The organism is Blochmannia endosymbiont of Camponotus sp., assembly GCF_023586085.1.
Classification (GTDB): domain Bacteria; phylum Pseudomonadota; class Gammaproteobacteria; order Enterobacterales; family Enterobacteriaceae; genus Blochmanniella.
Genome location: NZ_CP097757.1, coordinates 215,152 through 239,710, shown reverse-complemented (window position 1 = coordinate 239,710; position 24,559 = coordinate 215,152). Strand labels below are relative to the sequence as shown.

At 28.2% G+C, this 24,559-nt stretch carries 18 protein-coding genes and 1 tRNA gene; 8 read left to right on the top strand and 11 right to left on the bottom strand.

The features are described from left to right. Positions 1-874 precede the first annotated feature (874 nt). The 4 genes from M9400_RS00970 to M9400_RS00955 form a co-directional block, all read right to left on the bottom strand. The gene (locus tag M9400_RS00970; RefSeq protein ID WP_250232571.1) at positions 875-1,735 is read right to left on the bottom strand and encodes a metal ABC transporter permease; all 861 of its coding nucleotides are present in this window, start codon (positions 1,733-1,735) and stop codon (positions 875-877) included. Between the two features lie 82 nt (positions 1,736-1,817). Next, positions 1,818-2,462 carry a metal ABC transporter ATP-binding protein gene (locus M9400_RS00965; RefSeq protein WP_250232570.1) on the bottom strand — a complete coding sequence of 215 codons (645 nt, stop codon included), beginning with the start codon at positions 2,460-2,462 and terminating at the stop codon, positions 1,818-1,820. A gap of 18 nt (positions 2,463-2,480) precedes the next feature. Beyond that, positions 2,481-2,621, bottom strand: a complete 141-nt coding sequence (locus M9400_RS00960; RefSeq protein ID WP_250232569.1) for a hypothetical protein — start codon at positions 2,619-2,621, stop codon at positions 2,481-2,483. A 360-nt stretch (positions 2,622-2,981) separates the two neighbouring features. Continuing rightward, positions 2,982-3,066, bottom strand: a tRNA-Leu gene (locus M9400_RS00955). Positions 3,067-3,485: 419 nt separating this feature from the next. Here M9400_RS00955 and M9400_RS00950 point away from each other — a divergent pair. Beyond that, positions 3,486-4,385 (top strand): LysR family transcriptional regulator, encoded by a 900-nt coding sequence (locus M9400_RS00950; protein ID WP_250232568.1) that lies wholly within the window; start codon positions 3,486-3,488, stop codon positions 4,383-4,385. A 37-nt stretch (positions 4,386-4,422) separates the two neighbouring features. Here M9400_RS00950 and lptG read toward each other — a convergent pair whose 3' ends face one another. After that, complete coding sequence (gene lptG, locus M9400_RS00945) at positions 4,423-5,442, bottom strand: LPS export ABC transporter permease LptG (protein ID WP_250232567.1); 1,020 nt, start codon at positions 5,440-5,442, stop codon at positions 4,423-4,425. A gap of 71 nt (positions 5,443-5,513) precedes the next feature. Continuing rightward, positions 5,514-6,623, bottom strand: coding sequence for an LPS export ABC transporter permease LptF (gene lptF / locus M9400_RS00940; protein WP_250232566.1), 1,110 nt, complete (start codon positions 6,621-6,623; stop codon positions 5,514-5,516). A gap of 238 nt (positions 6,624-6,861) precedes the next feature. On the opposite strand from lptF, the gene M9400_RS00935 reads away from it, so the two are divergent. From M9400_RS00935 to M9400_RS00915, 5 genes are all read left to right on the top strand, one after another. Continuing rightward, entirely contained in the window at positions 6,862-8,373 is a 1,512-nt protein-coding gene (locus tag M9400_RS00935) for a leucyl aminopeptidase (RefSeq protein ID WP_250232565.1), read from the top strand. Positions 8,374-8,418: 45 nt separating this feature from the next. After that, positions 8,419-8,871, top strand: a complete 453-nt coding sequence (locus M9400_RS00930) for a DNA polymerase III subunit chi (protein WP_250232564.1) — start codon at positions 8,419-8,421, stop codon at positions 8,869-8,871. 11 nt (positions 8,872-8,882) lie between these two features. Further along, complete coding sequence (locus M9400_RS00925; protein ID WP_250232681.1) at positions 8,883-11,756, top strand: valine--tRNA ligase; 2,874 nt, start codon at positions 8,883-8,885, stop codon at positions 11,754-11,756. A gap of 263 nt (positions 11,757-12,019) precedes the next feature. Beyond that, complete coding sequence (gene argF, locus M9400_RS00920; RefSeq protein ID WP_250232563.1) at positions 12,020-13,063, top strand: ornithine carbamoyltransferase; 1,044 nt, start codon at positions 12,020-12,022, stop codon at positions 13,061-13,063. 88 nt (positions 13,064-13,151) lie between these two features. Further along, positions 13,152-13,571, top strand: a complete 420-nt coding sequence (locus M9400_RS00915) for a Rid family detoxifying hydrolase (protein WP_250232562.1) — start codon at positions 13,152-13,154, stop codon at positions 13,569-13,571. A gap of 232 nt (positions 13,572-13,803) precedes the next feature. On the opposite strand, the gene gltP is transcribed toward M9400_RS00915, so the two are convergent. From gltP to dnaB, 4 genes are all read right to left on the bottom strand, one after another. Continuing rightward, positions 13,804-15,090, bottom strand: coding sequence for a glutamate/aspartate:proton symporter GltP (gltP, locus tag M9400_RS00910; RefSeq protein ID WP_250232680.1), 1,287 nt, complete (start codon positions 15,088-15,090; stop codon positions 13,804-13,806). Between the two features lie 771 nt (positions 15,091-15,861). Further along, positions 15,862-17,505, bottom strand: coding sequence for a Na+/H+ antiporter (locus tag M9400_RS00905; RefSeq protein WP_250232561.1), 1,644 nt, complete (start codon positions 17,503-17,505; stop codon positions 15,862-15,864). Positions 17,506-18,005: 500 nt separating this feature from the next. Next, entirely contained in the window at positions 18,006-18,476 is a 471-nt protein-coding gene (gene ssb / locus M9400_RS00900; RefSeq protein WP_250232679.1) for a single-stranded DNA-binding protein, read from the bottom strand. 491 nt (positions 18,477-18,967) lie between these two features. After that, positions 18,968-20,341: a replicative DNA helicase gene (dnaB, locus tag M9400_RS00895; protein ID WP_250232560.1), complete on the bottom strand. Its 1,374-nt coding sequence runs from the start codon at positions 20,339-20,341 to the stop codon at positions 18,968-18,970. Positions 20,342-20,895: 554 nt separating this feature from the next. On the opposite strand from dnaB, the gene zur reads away from it, so the two are divergent. Then, positions 20,896-21,369 (top strand): zinc uptake transcriptional repressor Zur, encoded by a 474-nt coding sequence (zur, locus tag M9400_RS00890; protein WP_250232559.1) that lies wholly within the window; start codon positions 20,896-20,898, stop codon positions 21,367-21,369. A 224-nt stretch (positions 21,370-21,593) separates the two neighbouring features. On the opposite strand, the gene ubiA is transcribed toward zur, so the two are convergent. Next, the gene (gene ubiA / locus M9400_RS00885) at positions 21,594-22,481 is read right to left on the bottom strand and encodes a 4-hydroxybenzoate octaprenyltransferase (RefSeq protein ID WP_250232558.1); all 888 of its coding nucleotides are present in this window, start codon (positions 22,479-22,481) and stop codon (positions 21,594-21,596) included. Positions 22,482-22,823: 342 nt separating this feature from the next. Between ubiA and M9400_RS00880 the strand changes: the two genes are divergently transcribed. Further along, positions 22,824-24,446, top strand: coding sequence for an inorganic phosphate transporter (locus tag M9400_RS00880; protein ID WP_250232557.1), 1,623 nt, complete (start codon positions 22,824-22,826; stop codon positions 24,444-24,446). The last annotated feature ends 113 nt before the right edge of the window (positions 24,447-24,559 follow it).

Below are 24,559 nucleotides of genomic sequence, written 5' to 3'. Positions count from 1 at the left end.
CATACTAAATACTATTAAAGCTAATCTATGCTACCGAAATAAACAATTTAAATCAAAATAAATATTAGTTTATGAACATAGTTTAATTATAAAATTACGTATATTTTATGTGCTATCTTATAAAACACAAAATCTCATTAAGTAACGAGAATAATTTTAGGCAACCGTATGATAGTAAATTGCAATTATAGTATCTAGTAAACATAAACACCAGTTTGAAGTGATTATTACTTACAGTCATATTTCATATAACATGACATTAAATAATACTGCTCCTTATAAAGGACCAAAAAGTAACATATATGGGATGTCATATATTTTTTTCCTAAAAGCACGAAGGATTTATTTTTTCCCACTTAAGATTACTATTCTACATCTTTTTCAAAAAATTCAATTTTTTAATTTCCTTATTTTTTATAATATAAGCTTAACTGAAAAATACCATTGTTATTGATATCATAACAAATGTTATAGATACATTAATTTTTGTTGATATATATTATAAATCATACAGTATCACATTTTTATCTGCTAAAAACAACAACAATAATAATGACTATCAAAATCATTATTTATTAGTTTCTAATTGCAGTCAAAGATATCTAATTTAAATGAAAATTATACCTAATTTTATTAGTAATACTAAAAAAATTAATAATAGAAATTTTTAATACTATTAAAACTTAATATTTCTACATGCAAGTAGATACAAGCAATATTGCTAAATATAATTTCATATAAAAAATTAAAATTAATCATATAAATATTCAATTACTATATGTTCATGTTTACAAAAAATAGTGTTTTAAACAAACACACTTAATTTCTTCTTAACATAATAAATGATTAATTAAATAAGTAATGCAAAAAAATTTTATTTTTTATAATACATAAAAAATAAAATACCTTTATTTCTTCCAAAAAATACTGAAACTAAAAATACCACACTACCACATGCTACGATAGCAGGACCTGCTGGAAAAAGCATATAAAATGCTCCAAGCAATCCTATCCATGAACACAATAAAGCAATTAATACTGACAACAAAAGCATATTCATTAAACTCTTAACCCAATACCGAGCTGATAACCCAGGTAACATCATTAACCCAACAGACATTAAAGTGCCTGTCACTTGAAAGCTTGCTATTAAATTCAACATAACTATTGATAAAAAAACTATTTGAATAAATTTAGACGCCTTAACACCATTTCCTCTTAAAAAATCTGGATCAAACGTTTCAATAATCAAAGCTCTATAAAGTAAGGCAACAATAAGCAAAGTTATTGTTCCAATTACTCCAATACATTCTAAATGCAATAAATTTACAGATAAAACAGATCCAAACAATAAATCTAATAAATCTATATTAGGACCATGTAATGACATTAATATAACTCCAAATGCTAAAGATCCAAGATAAAATCCAGAAAAACTAGCATCTTTTTGCAACAATGTTTTTTCACTAATCCAATTGGATAATATTGCAACAACTAAACCAGAAATAAATCCTCCTATACTCATCATAACAAATGACATACCTGAAAAAAAATATCCTATAGCTACTCCTGGTAATATGGCATGAGACAATACATCTCCCACTAGACTCATACGTTTTAACATTAAGAAATTGCCAATTGGCGTCATACTAATAGATAATATACAACATGCAACTATAGCTCTACGCATATAACCACAATTAATAAAAGGATCAAACAACATATGAATAACCATATTTTTACCAAAATAAACATAATATATATCAATAATTTCATGTATAAAATATATGAAATTACATAAAATTAAATTATCACATTTATACAGAAGGATTCCAAATGCTACAAGAATGAGTTAATGATAATATATTAGGAAAATATTCAGTTACTAATTCGTCATTATGCAATGCAGCAATTACAGTACATCCTCTCCTACAAAGCAGATTTACGGAATGTATCATTATTTTACAAGTATTTGCATCAACACCCTGAAACGGCTCATCAAGTAAAATTAACGATGCTTCCTGCGTTAATATTCTAGCAAACAGCATGCGTCTAATCTGTCCACCTGATAAATTTTCTATATATTGATTTAATAAATCCAATAAATTTACTTGTTCTAAAGAACGACAAATCACAATTTTTTGACGTTGATTTAGTCTTTTTAACAAATTTATTCTAGGCCAACAACCCATAGATACTACATCAAAAACAGTTAATGGAAAATGATAGTCTATAGTTTTATCCTGAGGTAAATAACTTACACGAGGTTTACCTCTTTTTCCAAATTTTAATGTACCAGATATCGGGGGTAATAATCCAGCTAATGTTTTTAATAAAGTAGATTTTCCTATTCCATTAGGTCCTACAATTGCAATCATACTGCCATACTTAATACGACCGCTCACGGATGGACTAACATTACGACCATAATAACCTGCTATTACATTATATAATGTCATCATGGATTTAACCTTGTATTATTAGGGTAACAAAGACGACCAAAGAATAGCAGCCCACAAACACATTAATATCACTAATACTATGAGCATACGAACTAATCCTGAAGTAATAAACAGTCTCATTCCAATAGATAACCGTTGTTTAGAATAAAATGATGACATGCAACTCTCTTAATAATTTAAGTGATGTTATAACATAACATCTTTTAATAAAAAACCCCCTAATCTAATTCAACTTTCATACAACTCTTACTTCTTCACCTTTCTTTCCCACCTCCTAATAAATTTCCCGATACTTTTAATTGCAACTTGAATTCTTATCAAATATTAATCCCAATTCCTCTAACTGTAACTAGTACATAGAAACATGCTAATTTAAAAAATAAATTATGCTCATTCAGTGCTATTATAAAATATATTTAGTTCACCTTAACTTAATACCTATAAATCTCAAACAAAAAATTTTAAAATATATAGACATTTTAGATTTTTCTGTCGCAACAACCTTTCTTATATAAACTCTGCCGAAGGCCGGGATCGAACCGGCATACTTATAAAAAGTGATTGATTTTGAGTCAATTGCGTCTACCTATTTCGCCACTTCGGCAAACAAACATACTTTAAAAGCATTCTCTAAAATCAATATTTAATAATCAAACTATACGTATAGTACATAAAATATGATTTTATCACATAAAAAATTGATTTATGCATATTTATTTCATTTAATTATTAAACATACAAAATCATATTTTTATTTCTTAAAAAAATACCTTAATCAATATGAAACGATAATCAAATATATATTACTACTCGTAGTAGTAATATATATCATACATTTTTATTTCTCTCAACTATGTCTATCACTTATAATTCTTATTTTATGCAAAATGTAAATGTCGTATTTATCTTTAATATACCTATTATCGACAAGAATATCATAATTGATTACATTAATATATTTTACTCTTGTATATTTATACATTATAATACCTGGTACATAAATACTATATGAAATTTTATTATATGAACAATTTCGATTTTAATTTACTAGTAGTTCTTAATGCGCTACTAGAAGATAATAGTGTAAATTTAGCGGCAAAAAAACTAAATGTCACTGCTCCAGCTATTAGTAAATCTCTAAATAAAATACGCGTTTTATTTAATGATCAAATTTTAGTTCGTAGTGGAACTAAATTAATTCCAACGCCTAAAGCAATGTCTCTGAAAGAAAATATTAAAGAACTAGTTAATCGTATTGAATCAGTATTCAATAGTAACATAGCATTTGAACCTAAAAGTACTACGGTATCATTTACTATCGCATCAAATCATGCTATTTTTTTTATTCTCAATACTATCTTATTCCAAGAGATTCAAAATAGCGCTCCCAACGTATTTATTAATTTAGTAAATGATTCAGACTATGACGATGATTTTTTGCGCAATCATACCATAGACCTATATATAGGAGAAATACGTTCTCTTAACCCTGAAATAACCATTAGAACTATCTATGTATCTAAGTGTTGTTTAATATGCCGAAATCATCATCCCATTTTATCCAAAAATAAAAATATGGATAATTTATTAAAATATCAATTTATTCAAACTAAAAATGAATACTTAACCAATTTTGACGAACATAACAAATATTTTTGGTCAGAACGAAATCTAATTGGTATTACTCCTGAATACATTACTACTGTAAATGCTATCATTAATTCAGACGCGTTGGCTATAATCCCAGAATTTGTGTTAACAATTGCACAAAAATTAAATATGCCAATAACATATTTTCATACTGATTTTAACTTAGGAAAAAGAAATATCATCCAAGCATGGCATTCTAAACACAATCATTCCCCTGCTCACAAATGGTTACGAGAATTTACCAAAGACATGTTTTTAACTAAAATAAAATAAATATGAAAACTTTTTAAAGATTCCTAATTTAATAAATTTATGAATATATCCATATGATAATTGTGCTAATTACCAAAAATATTATACTAGGCGATATTGATCCAACTATTGGTGGAATATTATATATTATACCTAATGTTCCAAATATTTGATTTAAAATATAGAATAAAAATCCAACTATACTTCCTATAAATAATCTGAATCCTGTCTTTTTTTTATATAATGGACCAAAAGTACATGCTAATGCCATTATGGTCATAGCTGATCCAGATATAGGAGATGATATCTTATTCCAAAATATCATCTGATAATACTTTGAACTTTGACCAACCTTATTAAAATATTTCGTACAATGATATAATTTAGAAATAGATAAAACATTCGGATGAGTAATCAGCATTGATAATTTATATGGAGTTAATGCAGCATGCCATTCAGAATGTGATATTTTTTTATTAACAATACACATTTCATCAGAAATATCTAATTCATTCACATCAATTAAATGCCATACTTTGCTAATAAATACTGCTCGATTAACATAAAATATCTTTTTTAATTTTTTTTTTTCATCGAAATTATACAACTTTACTCCCAATAACTCACTACATGAAACTACACGCTCAACATAAACAAAATCATTGTTATCTATAAACCACAAATTTTTAAACTTTACAGATAACAAACAAGTGTCATATTGTGATTTATCACGATATGTATGTATTATTTTTTCACTATTAGGAACTACCCATTCATTAGAAATTATACTACACAGTAATACGGGAACAGAAGCTTTTATAACTGACAAAGCAATTTGTAATCTACTAAATCCAGAAACCTGCATCGCTATAAATTCATTATGTACTTCAAGTACACTTAGACCTAAAAGACCGCCTAATAAAGTAGCTATAGGGAAAAATAATTCAAAATCTTTTGGTAAACTTAAAACAATATAAATAATAACTTCAAAAATAGAATAATTCCCTTCTTCTATCTTACGTAGTTCATCAACTAATCTAATTATACTAGATAAGGATATTAATACTAAAAAAACCACTATTGTGCTTGATATAATTACTTTTCTAATATAATGGTTTAAAATATTGTACATATAGACTATCTTGTTACTTAATTACGATTAAATACTACTAAAACTAATTTTTTCATACAAGAAGTATCCCATGTATTAAGTAATAAAGCTATTAATAAATAAATGCTATTTATAATCCACATCCATGCCATAGGATTTGTTTTTTCTAAAATGATATGAGAACGCAATAAAGTATGCAAAACAAAAAAAATAGTATACAAAAAAATTGTTAATAAAAAATTTGATAAATAGTTATATGAAATAGTAATAATTAATAATGTTGTAATCATTGGCATAATAAAAATAGACATTAACAAAGTTAAACGCCAATGCAATTCCACACGCGCCTCTGGAGCGACAGAACACCATAATTGGTATATAGACATATGATCAATGGGCTTATTTTTTTTTAAAAATGTTTTAAACGTACTATTGATCAACATTCTATACTTAGAAAAATCAGTTATAAATATATCTTCACATAATTCACATTTATTATAAATTTCATAATACGTACCTTTCTCTAAAATAATTAATCGAGAACCATCAGGATTTCGATCAACATTACCTTGTTCTGACGTAACAATTGTAAACATACTATTATTTTTATTTTGATTTGTTTGCACTAAAAAAACATGGTTTAATTTTGTTCCCCGAATACTATCTGCAAATAAAATTAAAGATTTAGTAGATAATGGTTGAAATTTCTTTTCTGACAAAACAGTTAAATTAATGTTTTCTTTGATTTCATACGATAATTTACTTTGATAATTTGAACAATAAGGAGATAACCATCCTATATTAATCATCGCAAACATTGCGATGATTCCACTAAATAAAAATATACTCCTTATAATAATGTATTTACCTACAGCACAAGAATACATAGCTATAATTTCATTATGAATATGTAAGCGATAAAAAGTCACCAATACGCTTAAAAATGCACTAAAAGGAATAAGTAATTTTCCTGCTTCTGGTATATTTAAACCAAGATATAGAAAAAATAAATACATTGAAATATTGCCATCTATTACCAGTCCTAACATTTTGATCAATTTTTGACAAAAACAAACTAAAAATAATAATGTTAAAATAATTAATTGATTTCTAAATATTTCTTTTAATATATACTTCGTAAATATCATTATTTTACCTAAAAAACTTGTTTTACATCAAAATCAGTATCGTACCAATAATAAAATTATGATGTTAAAAAATGCATACTTAATTTATTTATAACGCAAACAAAATTTACCAATGATAAAATATTAATTCAGATCGTATAAACAATATACCTTATTGTTACATATGATATATAATCACACATATTGTGATTAATTTAATCTCAACATATTATTTAGAATACCTTATACAGGAAAGTTTATGATAAAATTTAGGGTTACTGATAGTCATCTAGAATTATATCCTGATAGTTGTATAATTACTGGTATATTTGAAGAATCGCATTTATTTCCTTCAACAAAAAAGATTGATAACATAAGCGGAGGATACATCAGTTCATTATTACAGCGTGGAGCATTTCAAGGAAAAATGGAGCAAACACTCTTATTATATGATATTCCTCAATTATATAATAGACAAATTTTATTAATTGGTTGTGGTAAAAAGTATAATTTTGATGAATATTGTTATAGGAAATTAATTCATAAAATAATGCTCTTATGTAAAGAAATCCCCATAGTTAAAATACTGTTTTTTTTAAGCGAATTAAAGATCAAAGGATATGATAATTACTGGAAAATAAGACAGACAATAGAAATTGTTGAAGAAGAATTATATGTATTTAATAAGTTTAAAAACAATAAGAATGAATTTAACCAATCGCTACAAGAAATAATTTTACATATACCCAACACAAACGAACTTACATATTGCGAACAATCTATTAAAGATGGATTATCGATCGTTCATGGAATAAAAATAGCTAAAGATTTAGGAAATATGCCTCCTAATTTTTGTACTCCTGATTATCTAATTGATCAAGTGAATAAATTATCCAGTTATGATAATATCACAATCAATATAATTGATGCTTTAGAAATGAAAAAATTAGGTATGAATGCTTATTTAGCAGTAAGCCTTGGATCCAGTTATACTCCTAAAATGCCTATAATTAAATATGAGGGACACCCTGAAGGATCTAACGTTCCTCCTATTATATTTATAGGAAAAGGATTAACTTTTGATTCTGGTGGTATTTCTATTAAAGAATCAAACAAAATGGATGAAATGAAATATGATATGTGCGGAGCTGCTGCAGTATATGCAGTTATGTGTATAGCTATAGAACTTAATTTACCACTAAATATTATCGGGATACTTGCTATTGGTGAAAACATGATAAATCATACTTCCTTCCGTCCAGGTGATATCTTAACTACTTTATCAGGACAAACAGTAGAAGTACTAAATACTGATGCTGAAGGTCGTTTAGTATTATGTGATGCATTGACATATGCAGAGCGGTATAAGCCTGATGTTGTAATTGATATAGCCACATTAACCGGAGCTTGTGTCGTTGCATTAGGGCATCATTTTAGCGGTTTAATGTCTAATAATGAAGATTTAATCAATGATTTAATTATAGCTTCAAAACAATCTAGAGATTACGTTTGGAGATTACCGCTAAATGATGTATTCCAAAAACAATTGAAATCTACATGCGCAGATATGACAAATGTTGGAGGTAAATCTGGAGGGGCTATTACAGCTGGTTGTTTTCTTCAAAAATTTGCGTATAAATATAGTTGGGCACATTTAGATATTGCTGGAACAGCATGGATATCTAATTGTCATGATAAAAGCGCTACGGGCCGGCCCGTAGCGCTTTTATCACAATATTTGATTAATAAATCACATCCATATAAAAAATAAACAAAGACTATTTTAATTGTAAAACTTAATAGAAATTAATAATATATGAAGCATGGCACTTTTTATTTAATACCTCAGGAATTTAAGCAACAAACCGAATTCAGTTATATAGAAAAATTTATTTGTACTTTAATAAGTATACAATGGAGATCTGGTAAAAACATCTTAGTAGCTTGCGAAAATGAACATCAAGCTATAAAAATAGATGAAATATTGTGGACATTTGATCAAAATACATTTTTACCTCATAATTTATTTGGAAAAACTATTCACACTGCTCCAGTAGTTATATACTGGCGTCAATGCTGTTATAACAATAATCCAAAAGATCTATTAATTAATCTTATGAAACAAAATATGGATTTCTTTTTTAATTTTAACGAAATAATAGACTTTGTACCTGTAACTGACATTCTAAAAAAATGTGCAAGACATAGATACCAATCTTACAAAAAAAATGGATTTAAATTGAATGTTATTAACATCCCAATTTCATGAGTAAACATGTCGTGGAAAAAATATATAATCCTAAAAATATAGAAGAACCAATTTATAAATTTTGGGAACAAGGAGGTTACTTTAATCCTCATGGAGATACATCTCATAAAAGTTATTGCATTATGATGCCTCCTCCTAATATTACAGGGCAATTGCATCTCGGTCACGCATTTCAACAAACCATTATGGACGTTTTAGTACGTTATCAAAGAATGCAGGGAAGGAATACTTTATGGCAAACGGGCACAGATCATGCTGGTATTGCTACACAAATTCTGATAGAAAACAAAATTTATCATGATACAGGCAAAACTAGACATAATTATACACGCGATGATTTAATAAAAAAAATTTGGAAATGGAAAAAACAATCTGAAAGACTTATTACTTACCAAATGAAACGATTAGGAAATTCTGTCAATTGGAAACGAGAATGTTTCACCATGGATACAGAAATGTCTTATGCAGTAAAAGAAGCTTTTATTCGTTTATATCAAGATAATTTAATTTATAGAGGAAAAAGATTAGTAAATTGGGATTTCACATTACAAAGTGCAATTTCTGATTTAGAAGTTATCAATAAACCAACAAAAGGATCCATGTGGTATCTATACTATAAATTAGATAACTCTACTATTGCTACAGATCATTCTGCCTTCGATCCGAACTATTTAATTGTCGCAACAACACGTCCAGAAACTATATTAGGAGATACCGCTGTCGCAATACATCCAGAAGATTCTCGTTATAAAAATTTAGTTGGAAAATACGTAATTACACCAATAACTAACAAACGTATTCCTATCATTTTTGATGAACGTGTAGATATGTTTAAAGGAACTGGTTGCGTTAAAATAACCCCTGCTCATGATTTCAACGACTATATAATAGGGAAACGACATAAACTACCAATGATAAACATTTTTTCACTGAATGGAAGAATTCTTAAACACCCAGAAATATTTGATAATTATGGGCAGCCTAACGATCAATTATTCTATAATATCCCACAAATATTTCATAATCTTGACAGTTATCATGCACGAAAAAAAATAATTTCTGAATGCACCAAACTTAACTTATTACATGATATAAAACCCTATAATTCAATAATTCCATACAGCGATCGTACTGGAACTATAATTGAACCCATGTTAACTAATCAATGGTATATACGTACTAAAATTTTAGCCCAACAAGCAGTAAATGCAGTAAAATTGGACATGATTGATTTTGTGCCAAAACAATATAAAAATATGTATTTTAGTTGGATGAATAACATACAAGATTGGTGTATTTCTCGGCAAATATGGTGGGGACATGGAATCCCTGCTTGGTATGATGATACTAATAATAAAATATATGTAGGACATTGCGAAAAAGATATCAGAATACAAAATAAATTAGATAGTGATATAATATTACGCAAAGATAATGATGTACTAGATACATGGTTTTCTTCAAGTCTGTGGACATTTTCCAGTTTAGGTTGGCCTAGGGATACTAGTTTATTAAGTATTTTTCATCCTACTAGTATTGTAATAAGTGGATTTGATATCATTTTTTTTTGGATTGCACGAATGATTATGTTAACCATGCATTTTATAAAAGATAATAATGGAGTATCTCAAATTCCATTTAAAACTGCATACATTACTGGTCTTATACGTGACGAGTCTGGGCAAAAAATGTCAAAATCCAAAGGTAATATCATTGATCCAATAGATATAATAGATGGAATTTCTATAGAAAATTTATTAAAAAAACGTACAAAAGACATGCTACAACCACAATTAGCTGATGAAATCATAAAATGTACTAAAAAACAATTTCCTAACGGAATTAAATCCCATGGAACCGATGCTTTAAGATTTACTTTAGTAGCACTAGCATCATCTGGACGAGATATACATTGGGATATGAAACGGCTAACAGGTTATCGTAATTTTTGTAATAAATTATGGCATGCTAGTCGCTTTGTTCTAATACACACTAAAAATCAAGATTGCAGCATATCTTCTGCTACAGAAAAGTTATTTTCATTAGCAGATCGTTGGATCATTACAAAATTTCATCAAACAATTCAGAATTTCCATAAAAATTTAGAAATTTATCGTTTCGATAAAATAGCAAATATTTTACATGAGTTTATTTGGCATCAATTTTGTGATTGGTACATAGAATTTACTAAATCAACACTTTATCACGGAAACACTCTGGAACTACGGGGAACACGTTATACATTAATTACATTACTAGAATCATTACTACGATTAGCGCATCCAATTATTCCTTTCATTACAGAAAAAATTTGGCAAGAAGTTAAAATAATTACTGGAAACCACGATGAAACTATTATGTTGCAACCATTTCCAAAATATGATGCATCCATAATTGATCCTGAATCAATTATGGATTTTGAATGGATTAAACATACTGTTACAGTAATACGTAACATTCGTGCAAATATGAATATCCTATATAATACACCACTAAATGTAGTATTTAGGCATACTTCACCAAATGCTAAAAAACGTATTTTAAATAATTATAATATTCTATGCAATATTGCTTACTTAAAAAACATCGATTTCATTTCAACAGATGAAATATATTCACGATCTATTACTGTATCTTTAGATTCAACAGAATTATTAATACGTATGCCAGAAGAATTTAATAAAGATATTAAAATCAATCAAATAAACAAAGAATTGGAATCAATAAAACATAAAATTAAAATAATACAAGAACTACTAAATAACAATGATTTCATAAATCATGCACCAACATCTACCATAAAAAATAAACAAGAATTATTAAATTATTATATACAAATTAAACATAAATTGCTTGATCAACATGCTACAATTGCAAAACTGTAGTTACAGTACACAACAACATGCATATCAAAAATAACTTAAAAATAAAGTTTCTTTATCCGTGTGTTGAATTTGAAAAATTCAATGGGAGATTTATTTTCACTATTTTGATTAATTATGAATAACTTTCATACCTTATTTTAGTTAATACTAGTTTTAAAATTTTTAAAAAATTTTTACATTAAAACAAAAAATTTATTTTTTAGATAACATATTATTTTTCACTGACGTATATTATATAGATCAGTATTATAGGTACATATCATATGAATCAATTATATCAACGATCTTTTTTGCAGTTAATGAATTTTACCGAAAATGAAATTAAATTTCTACTGCAATTATCAAGTCATTTAAAACATCAAAAAAATACACAAACTGAAATCCAAAAATTAAACAGAAAGAACATTGTACTCATTTTTGAAAATCATTCAACTAGAACAAGATGTGCCTTTGAAGTAGCAGCATTTGATCAGGGCGCACGGGTAACTTGCCTAACTCCAAATATTAGCCAAATTGGACATAAAGAATCCATTAAAGATACTGCTAAAATTTTGGGACGCATGTACCATGGAATTCAATATCGTGGTTATAGTCAAGATGTAGTGACTACGCTCGCACAATATTCTGGAGTACCGGTATGGAATGGCCTAACCATGAAATTTCATCCAACACAATTACTTGCTGATCTTATGACCATGCAAGAACAATTACCACATAAAACGTTTCGTCAAATGAAGCTAGCTTACGTAGGAGATGCAAAAAATAATATCGGTAATTCCTTATTAGAAGCTGCAGCAATAATGGGGTTTAATTTAAGATTAGTATCACCTAAAATATTTTGGCCTACACAAGAATTATTTCAAAATTGCCAAAATCTTGCGCAACGTAATAATGGAAATATTATACTTACTGAAGATATTTCTAATGGGGTAAAAGATGTAGATTTTTTATATACCGATGTATGGGTATCTATGGGAGAAAATGAAAAAATGTGGGAAAAACGTATTTCTTTACTAGCTCCATATCAAGTAAACCATCGTATGATTCAAAATACCAACAATCCAAATATAAAATTTTTACACTGCTTACCAGCATTACATGATAACGAAACCACCATTGGTAAAAAAATAGCAAAAAAATATAATCTAAGAAATGGGCTAGAAGTAACAAATGATATATTTGAATCTTCATATAGCATAGTATTTAATCAAGCTGAAAATCGTTTACATGCTGTTAAAGCTCTTATTTTAGCAACATTACTTCCTGATACTTGTTGTTTTGATCCAATCCATTACAATAATTCGTGATATAAATGAAAGTTTATACTGGTATAGGTATATAAGTATTAAAATTTAATATTTTACTTTTCAAAGGCTACTATATAGGATGGATGATATGCAGCAACATATTATGATTAATACCAAAAATGCTCCTGCTCCTTTTGGTCCTTATACCCAAGCTATAGGGGTAGGCAGCAAAAACGACATAGTGTTTGTGTCCGGCCAAATTCCCATATGTCCGGACACAAACACTATGTCTGATAATATTTATGATCAAACCCATCAAGCTTTACTAAATATAAAAAATATTATTGAAACCACCGGACTAAAAATAAACAATATTGTTAAAACCACATTATTTATCATTGATCTCAATGATTTACCCAAAATAAATACTAGTTATAAAAATTTTTTTAACACATACTCTTTTTATGAAAAGATAACTTTACCAGCACGCACCTGTGTAGAGGTATCTAAATTACCAAAAGATGCCAAAATAGCAATTGAAGCTATAGCGATGCATAATTTTTTATAAAAACCATTAATTTACAAAAAAATAAAACACACAATATAAAAATAAATAAAATTTTACATTTTACATAAACTTTTTCTAATTGAAAACACCTCCATATTTTCTAGGTATTTGCTTTGTTCTTATACATAAACCGTTACGAACCCTGTACTAATTTTTTAAAGCAACCCCACATCTTTTTATAGAGAAATCTTCGATAAATAAAACATAACAAATATAATATAATAGAGGTATATTATTTATTATGTAACATCTCTGATTCGTACAGATGTGCCTGTTCTGTATCATACTGATTTTCCCATTTTGCAATTACTAACACTGCTAAAGCATTACCAATCACATTCAATGCTGTGCGACCCATGTCTAACACTCGATCCACTCCTGCTATAAATGCTAATCCTTCTAACGGAATACCTACGCTACCTAACGTAGCTAATAATACTACAAAAGAAACCCCAGGAACACCAGCAATACCCTTAGAAGTTATCATTAAAGTCAATACTAAAATAATTTCCTGACTTAAAGATAATTCAATACCATAAAGCTGTGCAATAAAAATAGCAGCAATACTTTGATATAAAGTTGATCCGTCTAAATTAAAAGAATAACCAGTAGGTATTACAAATCCAGTAATAGTTGATGGAGCCCCATAAGCCTCCATTTTTTCTATAATACGCGGTAATACAGTTTCTGAACTAGCAGTGGAAAAAGATAAGATAAGCTCTTCTTTTAAAATACAAATTAATTTCCAAATTCTGAGATTACATATACGCGCCACTATACCCAATACTACTAGTGCAAAAAAAATAATAGCGCCATAAACCAATAATACAAGTTTAGTAAGAGGTAATAAAGAACTAAAGCCAAAAGTTGCAACTGTGACTGAAATCAAAGCAAAAACTCCAATAGGAGCATAACGCATAACGATATGAGTTACTTCAAACATAGTATCCGCTATAGAATTAAAAATATCCAACAATGGATTCTTAGTTTTATCTGGTAATGTAGCTAATCCAAGCCCGAAAATTACCGAGAAAAAAATAACTGGCAACATATCGCCTCTAGCCATGGAATAAATAATGTTTGAAGGAATTAACGATAACATAGTATTTACTAAATTTGACTGTATTTCAGATGTGGTTTGCTCATACATAGAAATATCTGTTTTAGACAACACAGACATATCAATTCCATAACCAGGATGAAGCAAATTAGCCAAAGCTACGCCAAGTACTATAGCAACAGTTGTAATAACCTCAAAATAAATAATAGTCTTTAACCCAATACTTCCAAGTTTTCTAGCATCGCCAATCCCAGCTATTCCAACTACTAATGTAGCCATTACAATGGGAACTACAATCATTTTTATCATACGAATAAAAATTTCTCCAGCTGGAGAAAGGAATGTGGTAATCATCCAATCTTTTAATTCTATTTGATTATGTAATACGATGCCTAAAATAATACCCAAGTTTAAAGCAAAAAAAATTTGCCAAGCAAGGGTAATTTTAAATTTTTTTATCATCATAGTTACCCCTTAATTAAAATGAGTTATTTTGTTATGATTCATCCAATTAATTCAAAAACAATTGCACTAAATTAATTTGGACAGAAATGATTTAAAAATACTTGTTAAAACCGTAAATATACACCAAAAATTTTTTTTAATAACACTCATAAATTACTTTATATATTAAAATTTCTGAATCTTTTTATTCAAAGAACACATACACATACATCATTCATGCGAACATATTACCATTAAAAAATAAAACTCAACGCAACATATTTTTATGTGCATTGAGTAATTATATAAACTTAACACCTAAAATTAAATATTAACTTATTTACTAATATAGACAACCACACACCATAGTGTAATTAGAAATATTAACACTTTTTAATGTCATAAAACACAAGAAATAATTAATAATCATAAATTTCCTTACAGGATAATATCATCTATTACTTAAGTCAACAACTACATAATTAAATATCATTGAGATTAGACTTATTTACATTAAAAAACTTACACCATACACTAGCGCACAGTATACTTTTATATTTATAATGTAAAAATTCATAATATAGGCATAAATTAAACACATAATATCTATTTTAAAATATATATTATGTGTTGTGCAACGTAAATTATTATACATTTATGTTTTCTAGATTTTTTAAAAATTTTTCAATGTCTATTATATATAATTTTTATACAAAACTTATGAATTAAACTCTATACAAAATAAATCGATATTTAAAATCTACAAAAATTTATAACAACACAATATTATTCATGTTCCGCTAATAAAGCTTCTAAAAAATCTAAATCACGTAATAATTTCGTTAATGTTTCGTTGCTAATTTTTTGTTGTGCACGTAAATGATAATATTCTCCTCGTTCAGCGCGTAATGCATTTAATCTCATTCGCCTTTCTAAGTCTTCAATTAACATAGCATGTGCATCATTGTTGTCATCTATACGACGACGTAAATTACCTATAACACGTGCGCTTACTTCATTAATCATTTGGCTATCAATATTTTCTTCTTGACTATTTATTAACCGCTCTTCCAATTTATATAAACTTTCAATAGCCACTTCTGCTGCTATCGCCCGTGCCATACGCTCTTCTTTTCGTTGTAATAATTTGTCAGATACTATAATTCCTCGTAATAACCACGGCAAAACAATTACACCACATAACAAAGAAAATAAAATAACACCAGTAGCAATGAAAACCAATTGATAACGCAGTGGAAAAACTGCGCCATCTCTTAAGAACAACGGGATCGAAAGTACTCCTGCTAACGTAATAGCACCGCGTACTCCAGCAAAAGAAGCAATTAAAATTTCTCGTATACTATATTCACTAAATACCATTGGACGCTTAATCATGCAATATAAACTAATATGTTTCATTAACCATAACCACCCAAATCTAAGTATCATTAATGCAGCATAAATAAAAATTACGTATACAAATAACATCCATGTCTTAATGGTCGGATCCAATGCTGCTTGTGAAATGGAAGTAGATAAAATATCTGGTAATTGCAATCCAAGCATAATAAACACCATTCCATTAAATACAAACTCTAACATTGTCCAAACACTATTTCCTCGTAAACGCATAGCTAATGGTGCATTCCGAATAATTCCAGATTGACCAATAGTCATTCCCGAAGCAACTGACGATAATATTCCAGATACTCCAATATGTTCAGCAACCAAATATACAGCAAAAGGTAACAATAAAAGAAATATCGTTTGAGTAGCAGGATCACCGCCACTCCAACGGGTGATAAATCTTAATGATTTGCTGTATCCCCAAGTAATAGTCATACCTGCTAATAAACCACCCATAGATACTTTAATGAATTCTATAGAAGCTCCGCTCACACTAAAAACCATAGTACCCATAGCTACTGAAATAGCAAATTTAAGGGAGACTAAACCTGATGCATCATTCATCAAAGCTTCTCCTTGAAGAATATCCATAAGTTTTTTGGGAATACGTCCTTCTCCTACAATACCTGAAAGTGCCACTGCATCAGTTGGAGATAAAACTGCCGCCAATGCTAACGCTGCTACCAGTGGCATTTCTGGTATCATCCAATGAATCAAATATCCGATACCAACTACAGTAATAATAACCAATATTAATGCTAACAAAACAATTTCTCCCCCATGCCGTAAAAATTCACGCATGGGCGTTTTCCACCCGTCTGAAAATAATAATGGAGGAATAAAAAGTAATAAAAACAATTCAGGATTAAAATCTACATGTAAGCCAAATTTAGGCCAAGCTAATAAAGCTCCTAATACAATTTGCATTAAGGGCAATGGTATTTGAAATGGCAAAATCCGTGTTATCACCCCTGAAATGGAGACAGCTAAAGTAAGAATAAGAATCGTAAAAAAAATCTCCATGTTTTGAATCTCAACTGTATCTAAAAATAAATATTATACCTATAGACATTAGATTATCTTTTACATTTATTTCATATTCTGTATGGACATGACAAACTTATAATTTATAAAATAAGCAAATGATATGTATATAACTGGCTTTTAATTATACGCTATTTATTAACAACGACATATTTTTATATTTATCTTAACAAATATATATTTTCATGCTTTATTGTTTGAATACACATTGCTTCAATAACCTTTATGATACTGAATAATACTTAATTTAAACCAAATTAATTAACTGAAAATGATATGTATCACATTAATTTTTACAATTTAAATGATATAGTAAAGACGTGAATTATGATTAGTATGTAAAAATAAACACAACATAATTTATATATATATTGTATTTACAAAATTATAGTATTATTCAGTAATAATTAAAAATTAAATATATGCCATCCATCATATAAAATGATGAAAAATGAATCTTAATTTATATTTAAATTTTTCTAAAAAGGAATATCTTCTTCATCGAAGTTAACATTAGATTCGTCAGAATTAGATGATGATGCATCAGCGCTATCATTATCTATTAGATCTTGATTATCCAACGATGCGTTCTCTGTTGCATGACGAGGACCCAACATCTGCATTGTGCCTCCAATATTCACAATAATTTCAGTAATATATCGATCTTGTCCATTTTGATTTTGCCATTTTCTAGTTTTTAATGATCCTTCGACATATACCTGAGAACCTTTATGAAGATATTCGGACGCAATTTCTGCTAATTTTCCAAATAACACTACACGATGCCACTCAGTTTTTTCTTTAAATTCATTGGTTTGTTTATTTTTCCAAGATTCAGTAGTGGCTATAGAAATATTAGTCACTATATTACCATTAGACATATAACGAGTTTCCGGATCTTGACCAAGATAACCAATCAAAATAACTTTATTAATCCCTCTGTTAACCACAATTCCTCCCAAAATTACCATGATAATAACATCATATGGTAATTTTAGCATTATTTAAAAACTTAAACATCTTATCGGGTAGTTAACTATATAATACATAGTTTCATCAATTAATATAGTTACTTAACCATAAAATTAATATTATTAACTAATATTTTCTTAAAATCTAATATACCTAATACGTTATTCTAATATAATAAAAATTTTATTTATATAAAAGAAATAATATGTTAAAAAATATTTTTTTAAATTTATTTAATATATTTAATACACAATTTACACTACATGTATATTTATACATAGAATGATGAATTCTGAAACAATAATTTATTTCAATTTTATTATTTTCTGGCAATATAAAACACTTTTAAAAACAACACATGTACATCATACTTAATCTTCAACAAAAATAAATACCAAAATAATATTATACATATGTAACTATTATAAAAAATAATATCTATAACACAACCAACATAACTAACAGCTTATCAATAACGAGCAGGATCAATATAGTTATCAAACCTAGACCATTGTCCATTAAAAATCAATCGTATGGTACCAATAGGCCCGTTGCGTTGTTTCCCCAGAATAATTTCAGCAATACCTTTCATATCACTATTTTCATGATATACTTCATCACGATAAATGAATAAAATAAGATCAGCATCCTGTTCAATCGCTCCAGATTCACGCAGATCTGAATTAATAGGATGCTTGTCAACACGTTGTTCTAAACCTCTATTTAATTGAGATATTGCTATAACTGGCACTTTTAATTCTTTAGCCAAAGCTTTCAGTGATCGAGAAATTTCTGAAATCTCTAATGTTCGATTATTAGATAAAGATGGAACTCTCATTAATTGTAAATAATCAATCATAATTAAACTTAAACCATCATGTTCGCGACATAACCTACGAGCACGACCACGCACCTCAGCAGGTGTTAGGTATGAAGAATCATCAATATATATATTACGCTTTTCCAAGAGTAGCTTCATAGCACTAGTAATTCTTTCTCGATCTTCATGATTAAGCCGTCCAGTACGAATACGTACCTGATCAACTCTAGATAATGAAGCTAACATACGTATCATAATTTGATCACCAGGCATTTCTAAACTAAAAATTAATACTGGCTTTGTTTCAGTCATTGCTGCATGTTCGCATAAATTCATAGCAAAAGCAGTCTTTCCCATAGAAGGACGAGCGGCTATAATAATGAGATCAGATTTTTGTAAACCATCAGTTTTTTTATCAAGATCCTTATATCCACTGGATATGCCTGTAACGCCATATTTTGGCCTATTACATACCTGCTCAATGTGAGCAACTGTGTTTTCTAAAATATGATCTATTCCTTTTGGATTAAGATTATGATTACTTTTACTGCGTGAAATTTGAAAAACAAGAGACTCAGCTAAATCTAATAATTCATCACTACTTCGTCCTTGAGGATTATACCCAGCATCAGCAATTTTATTTGCTATAGCAATCATTGCTCGTATTACCGAACGCTCACGCACTATATCGGCATATGCAACTACATTAGAAGTGCTAGGAACATTTTTTGATAATTCGGCTAAATATGCAAATCCTCCTACTGATTCCAATTTTCCTTGAATTTCTAAAGATTCTGCTAGCGTTATTAAGTCAATAGGTTTATTTGTTTCTAACAAACGTTTCATTTCGTTAAAAATAATTCGATGAGCATAATTAAAAAAATCATCAGAATCTACTTGTATTGATATATATTCCCATTGAGTATTGTCTAACATTAAACCACCTAATACTGATTGTTCAGCTTCTAATGAGTATGGTGGTATTTTTATATTATTAACTTGTTGATCATGAGCAATATGCATCGTATTAATATTTTTTCCCGTATAAACTTTCTATCTTCCTCAAGAATAAATATTCTAAATACTTAAATATCAAAAACTATACTTTTACTAAAATATTACTTAAACTGAGTACAGTAATTATATTAATTGAAACCACAATAACATCATACATGAAGATATCATAATATATACATCAGTTTTTTAAACTATTGCAAATAAAATTATAAAAATACACCTTGTATTAATTCATTTTAGTACTTTCACTAACATAACTATCGAATACTGCACAATTTTAGTAATCAATTACTGATGTCAAAAATATATAACATTCTATTATGTAGAATAAATTACATTATTTATATATGATTATTTATTAAATTATTTTTAATATTCATTTATTAAATGTTGTAACATAATTACCATGTAATAATCTAATTAATTATATAAACCTCAATTTAATATGCTATATAATTACTGTAGAGTAATCATTTTATTTTTTAAGATATATCTTGATTTTGTACCTCCTGTAGCTAATAGCAACATGCGCCCATATAATTAATAAACCAAGGAACAGTATGAATACTAATGTCCAAAAAATATTAACTCAAATTAAAAAATTATGCGAACAACGATGTGTGCGTTTAACACCGCAACGATTAGCAGTATTACGATTAATATCTCAATACAATGGAGCTATCAGTGCTTATAATTTACTACATTTGCTTCGACAATCTTCACTCCCCCATGCAAAACCGTCTACTATTTATCGAGCTTTAAACTTTTTGTTAGAACAAGGATTTATTCATCGTATTGAATCTACTAACAGTTTTATGTTATGTCATTATTTTTTTGAGCTGTCACATAATTTTGCTTTTTTTATCTGTAATAGCTGCAAACAAGTTACCGAACAAACAACAAAGGGTATTGAAGAAATTTTGCAAAACATGGCTAAAATTACAGGATTTACTATGTTTAATAACGTTATTGAAGCACACGGACTATGTACAAAGTGTATTAATATTCAATTACATTCATATTTTAGATCCTAATTGTTGATATACAATTAATATAATAAATATTACATAAATACATAAGAATTGTAAATAATAACAAATGTTGATCTTTAGTTAACTTTTATAGTCGCAATCACAGATGCGACTATAAAAGTTAACTAAAGATCAATGAATAATGTGATAAAAAATTTTATTTTTATAGCACATATTATTTACACTTTACATACAAACATATTCCATATATTATCAAGTGTAATCACTCATTCTTCTCCAAAGAAGCAAAAATTTGCAGAAATCCCTATAAATATTAATGCACCTATATAATTATTACTTAAAAAAGCTTTAAAACATTTAGTTCGTTTTCTTTCATTAATCAAAAATTGTTGCCATACAAATATTATGGTGACCCCAAATAATGAAAAAAAATAAAATAATACAGTAAATCGTTCCTTCCACCCGATAATTCCCAATATAAATACAATAATGAACTGAAATATTCCTATGATAAATTTATCCATGTTCCCAAATAATACAGCAGACGATTTTATACCAATATATTTATCATCTTCTCTATCTATCATAGCATATTGTGTATCATACACTATTGTCCATATGGTATTCATCGTAAATAACAACCACGCAGTACTACTTACAGGATGATTAATTACAGTAAAAGTCATTAAAATAGGCCAACTAAATAATATTCCTAACATTAATTGGGGGAGATAAATATATCTCTTAAGATAAGGATATATTCCAGATAATATAAGCGCTACTAAAGATAAAAATATAGTAATAAAATTAAAAATTAAAACCAGTGCTAATGCAACAATGAGCAATATTAATAAAACTGTTAATGCTTCTTTTTTTGTGATCACCCCAGATGACAAAGGACGTTCTTTAGTGCGCTGAACACGGCTATCGATATCACAATCAACATAATCATTGATTATACAACCTGCAGAACGCATACATAATACACCAGTAACGAATACTATCAAAATAATATAGTCAGGCATACCCCTATTCGATAACCATAACCCCCATAAAGTAGGCCAAAGCAATAGAAAAAATCCAATAGGTTGATTAATACGCATCAACTGTGCTAAATTGTAACACTTTTTAATAAAAAATAGCCTATTTGACATAAAATTGGTAAATAATATAATTATTATTCTATATTCATAACACTATCAAGCACTAATATCTTTATAATAGCATGCGTAATGATATGAAAACCGTTCATTTCGCTTATATTTAATGAGTAATTATACATACTACTATATGTATCCGTTTGCAAATTTATTACACCAATAAATATCATGTTACATACAATAGGAAACTAATATGAAACTTTTTTATAAAAGAATGATCATTCGACAACACAATATATCATTTTATATATGATCACTATAAAAAATATAATTTTTTCTACATAGATTCTCATAGATAATACGAATTTTATCATTTTAATAATGGCGTATTTTCTTATGTCACATTTTCTCTTTAACTTAGAAATACATATTAGAATTATGTTGATTCTTGCATTAATTCTCGTATTCATTTATGAAGCTATTAATGGTTTTCATGATACTGCTAATTCTGTGGTGACCGTAATTTATACTTGCGCACTACGTTCTCATAGCGCAGTATTAATGTCAGGAATATTTAATTTTTTAGGAGTCATACTAAGTGGTTTAAGTGTTGCATATACAATTATTCATTTACTTCCTATATATTTCTTTACAAATACCAATCCTAATCATATTCTGGCTATGATTTTTTCCATGCTATTTGCAGCCATACTATGGAATTTAGGAACATGGTACTTCAGATTACCTACTTCCAGTTCTCACACTCTAATCGGCACACTAATTGGAATCGGATTAGTTCATTCAATAATTACACATTGTCCAATGATGCAAGGATTGAATATCCCACAATTAATTAATATTTTTTTATCATTAATAATATCACCAATAATAGGTGTAACATTAGCTAGAATAATGATGTTGATATTGTGTCGATATTGGAATGATGGCAAAAAACATAAAAATATTCATATAACCCCAACTCAACAAACACAAGAATATGGAAGATCTCAGCCATCATTATGGACTCGTGTTGTACTAATTTTATCCGCAGCTGGAGTTAGTTTTTCTCACGGAGCAAACGATGGACAAAAGGGGATTGGCCTAATTATGTTACTACTGATAGGAGTAGTTCCAGAAAGTTTTTTGCTTAATATGAATGCTAGTAGTCATGATATCTATCGTACGCGAAATGCAGTCAATAATTTCTATGAATATTACACTCAACACTGCAATAATTTTAAAACTATCATTCCATCAGAAATAACATCTATACCTATATCAATAGCACTAAATCAATTAAAAATTGTTGTACCTTCCATCACAGATTCTATACAAATTTTTATAAAAAACAATAACACAACATATTTTAATCAATGTTTATCTGCTACAGACACAGAAATACAAGTAAAAAAAATTTTCCATGATCTATCGTTAACCCTTACTATTATTCATAACGCTTCATTACTGCTTGAAAATTTAGATAATTATGCGCAACTAAATGTAGAACAACGTTCTCAAATGAGGCAACTACTGATCTATATAGTAGATATTTTAGATCAAATAGTAGCACTTCCAGAAACTTCTTATAATAACAAAAATTTTCTTAATCATTTAAAAGAACATTTACTGAATACAATTGAATACGCCCCGACTTGGATTATTTTAGCTGTTGCACTGTCATTATCTTTAGGTACAATAATTGGCTGGAAACGAGTTGCTATCACTATTGGTGAAAAAATAGGAAAAAAGGAAATGACTTACGCACAAGGCCTATCAGCACAACTGACAACGGCTATATCTATAGGCACAGCAAGTTATGCTGGCATGCCAGTGTCTACCACTCATGTATTATCTTCATCTATCACGGGAAGCATGCTAATGCGTGGCTGGGGGGTACAAAGAAAAACAATAAACAATATATTAATAACTTGGTCGTTGACCCTACCTGTTTCTATCATATTAAGTGGGAGTTTTTATTGGGTTACATTAAAGTTGTTACATAAATACATTCAAATATAAACTAAACAAATATGATAAAATTTTTGATGATTGTTGTGAGTCATACTATTATTTTAAATTTAATTAATATGTTTTATTAAACTATGTGACACCTTAACCTAATCATCTAGGCA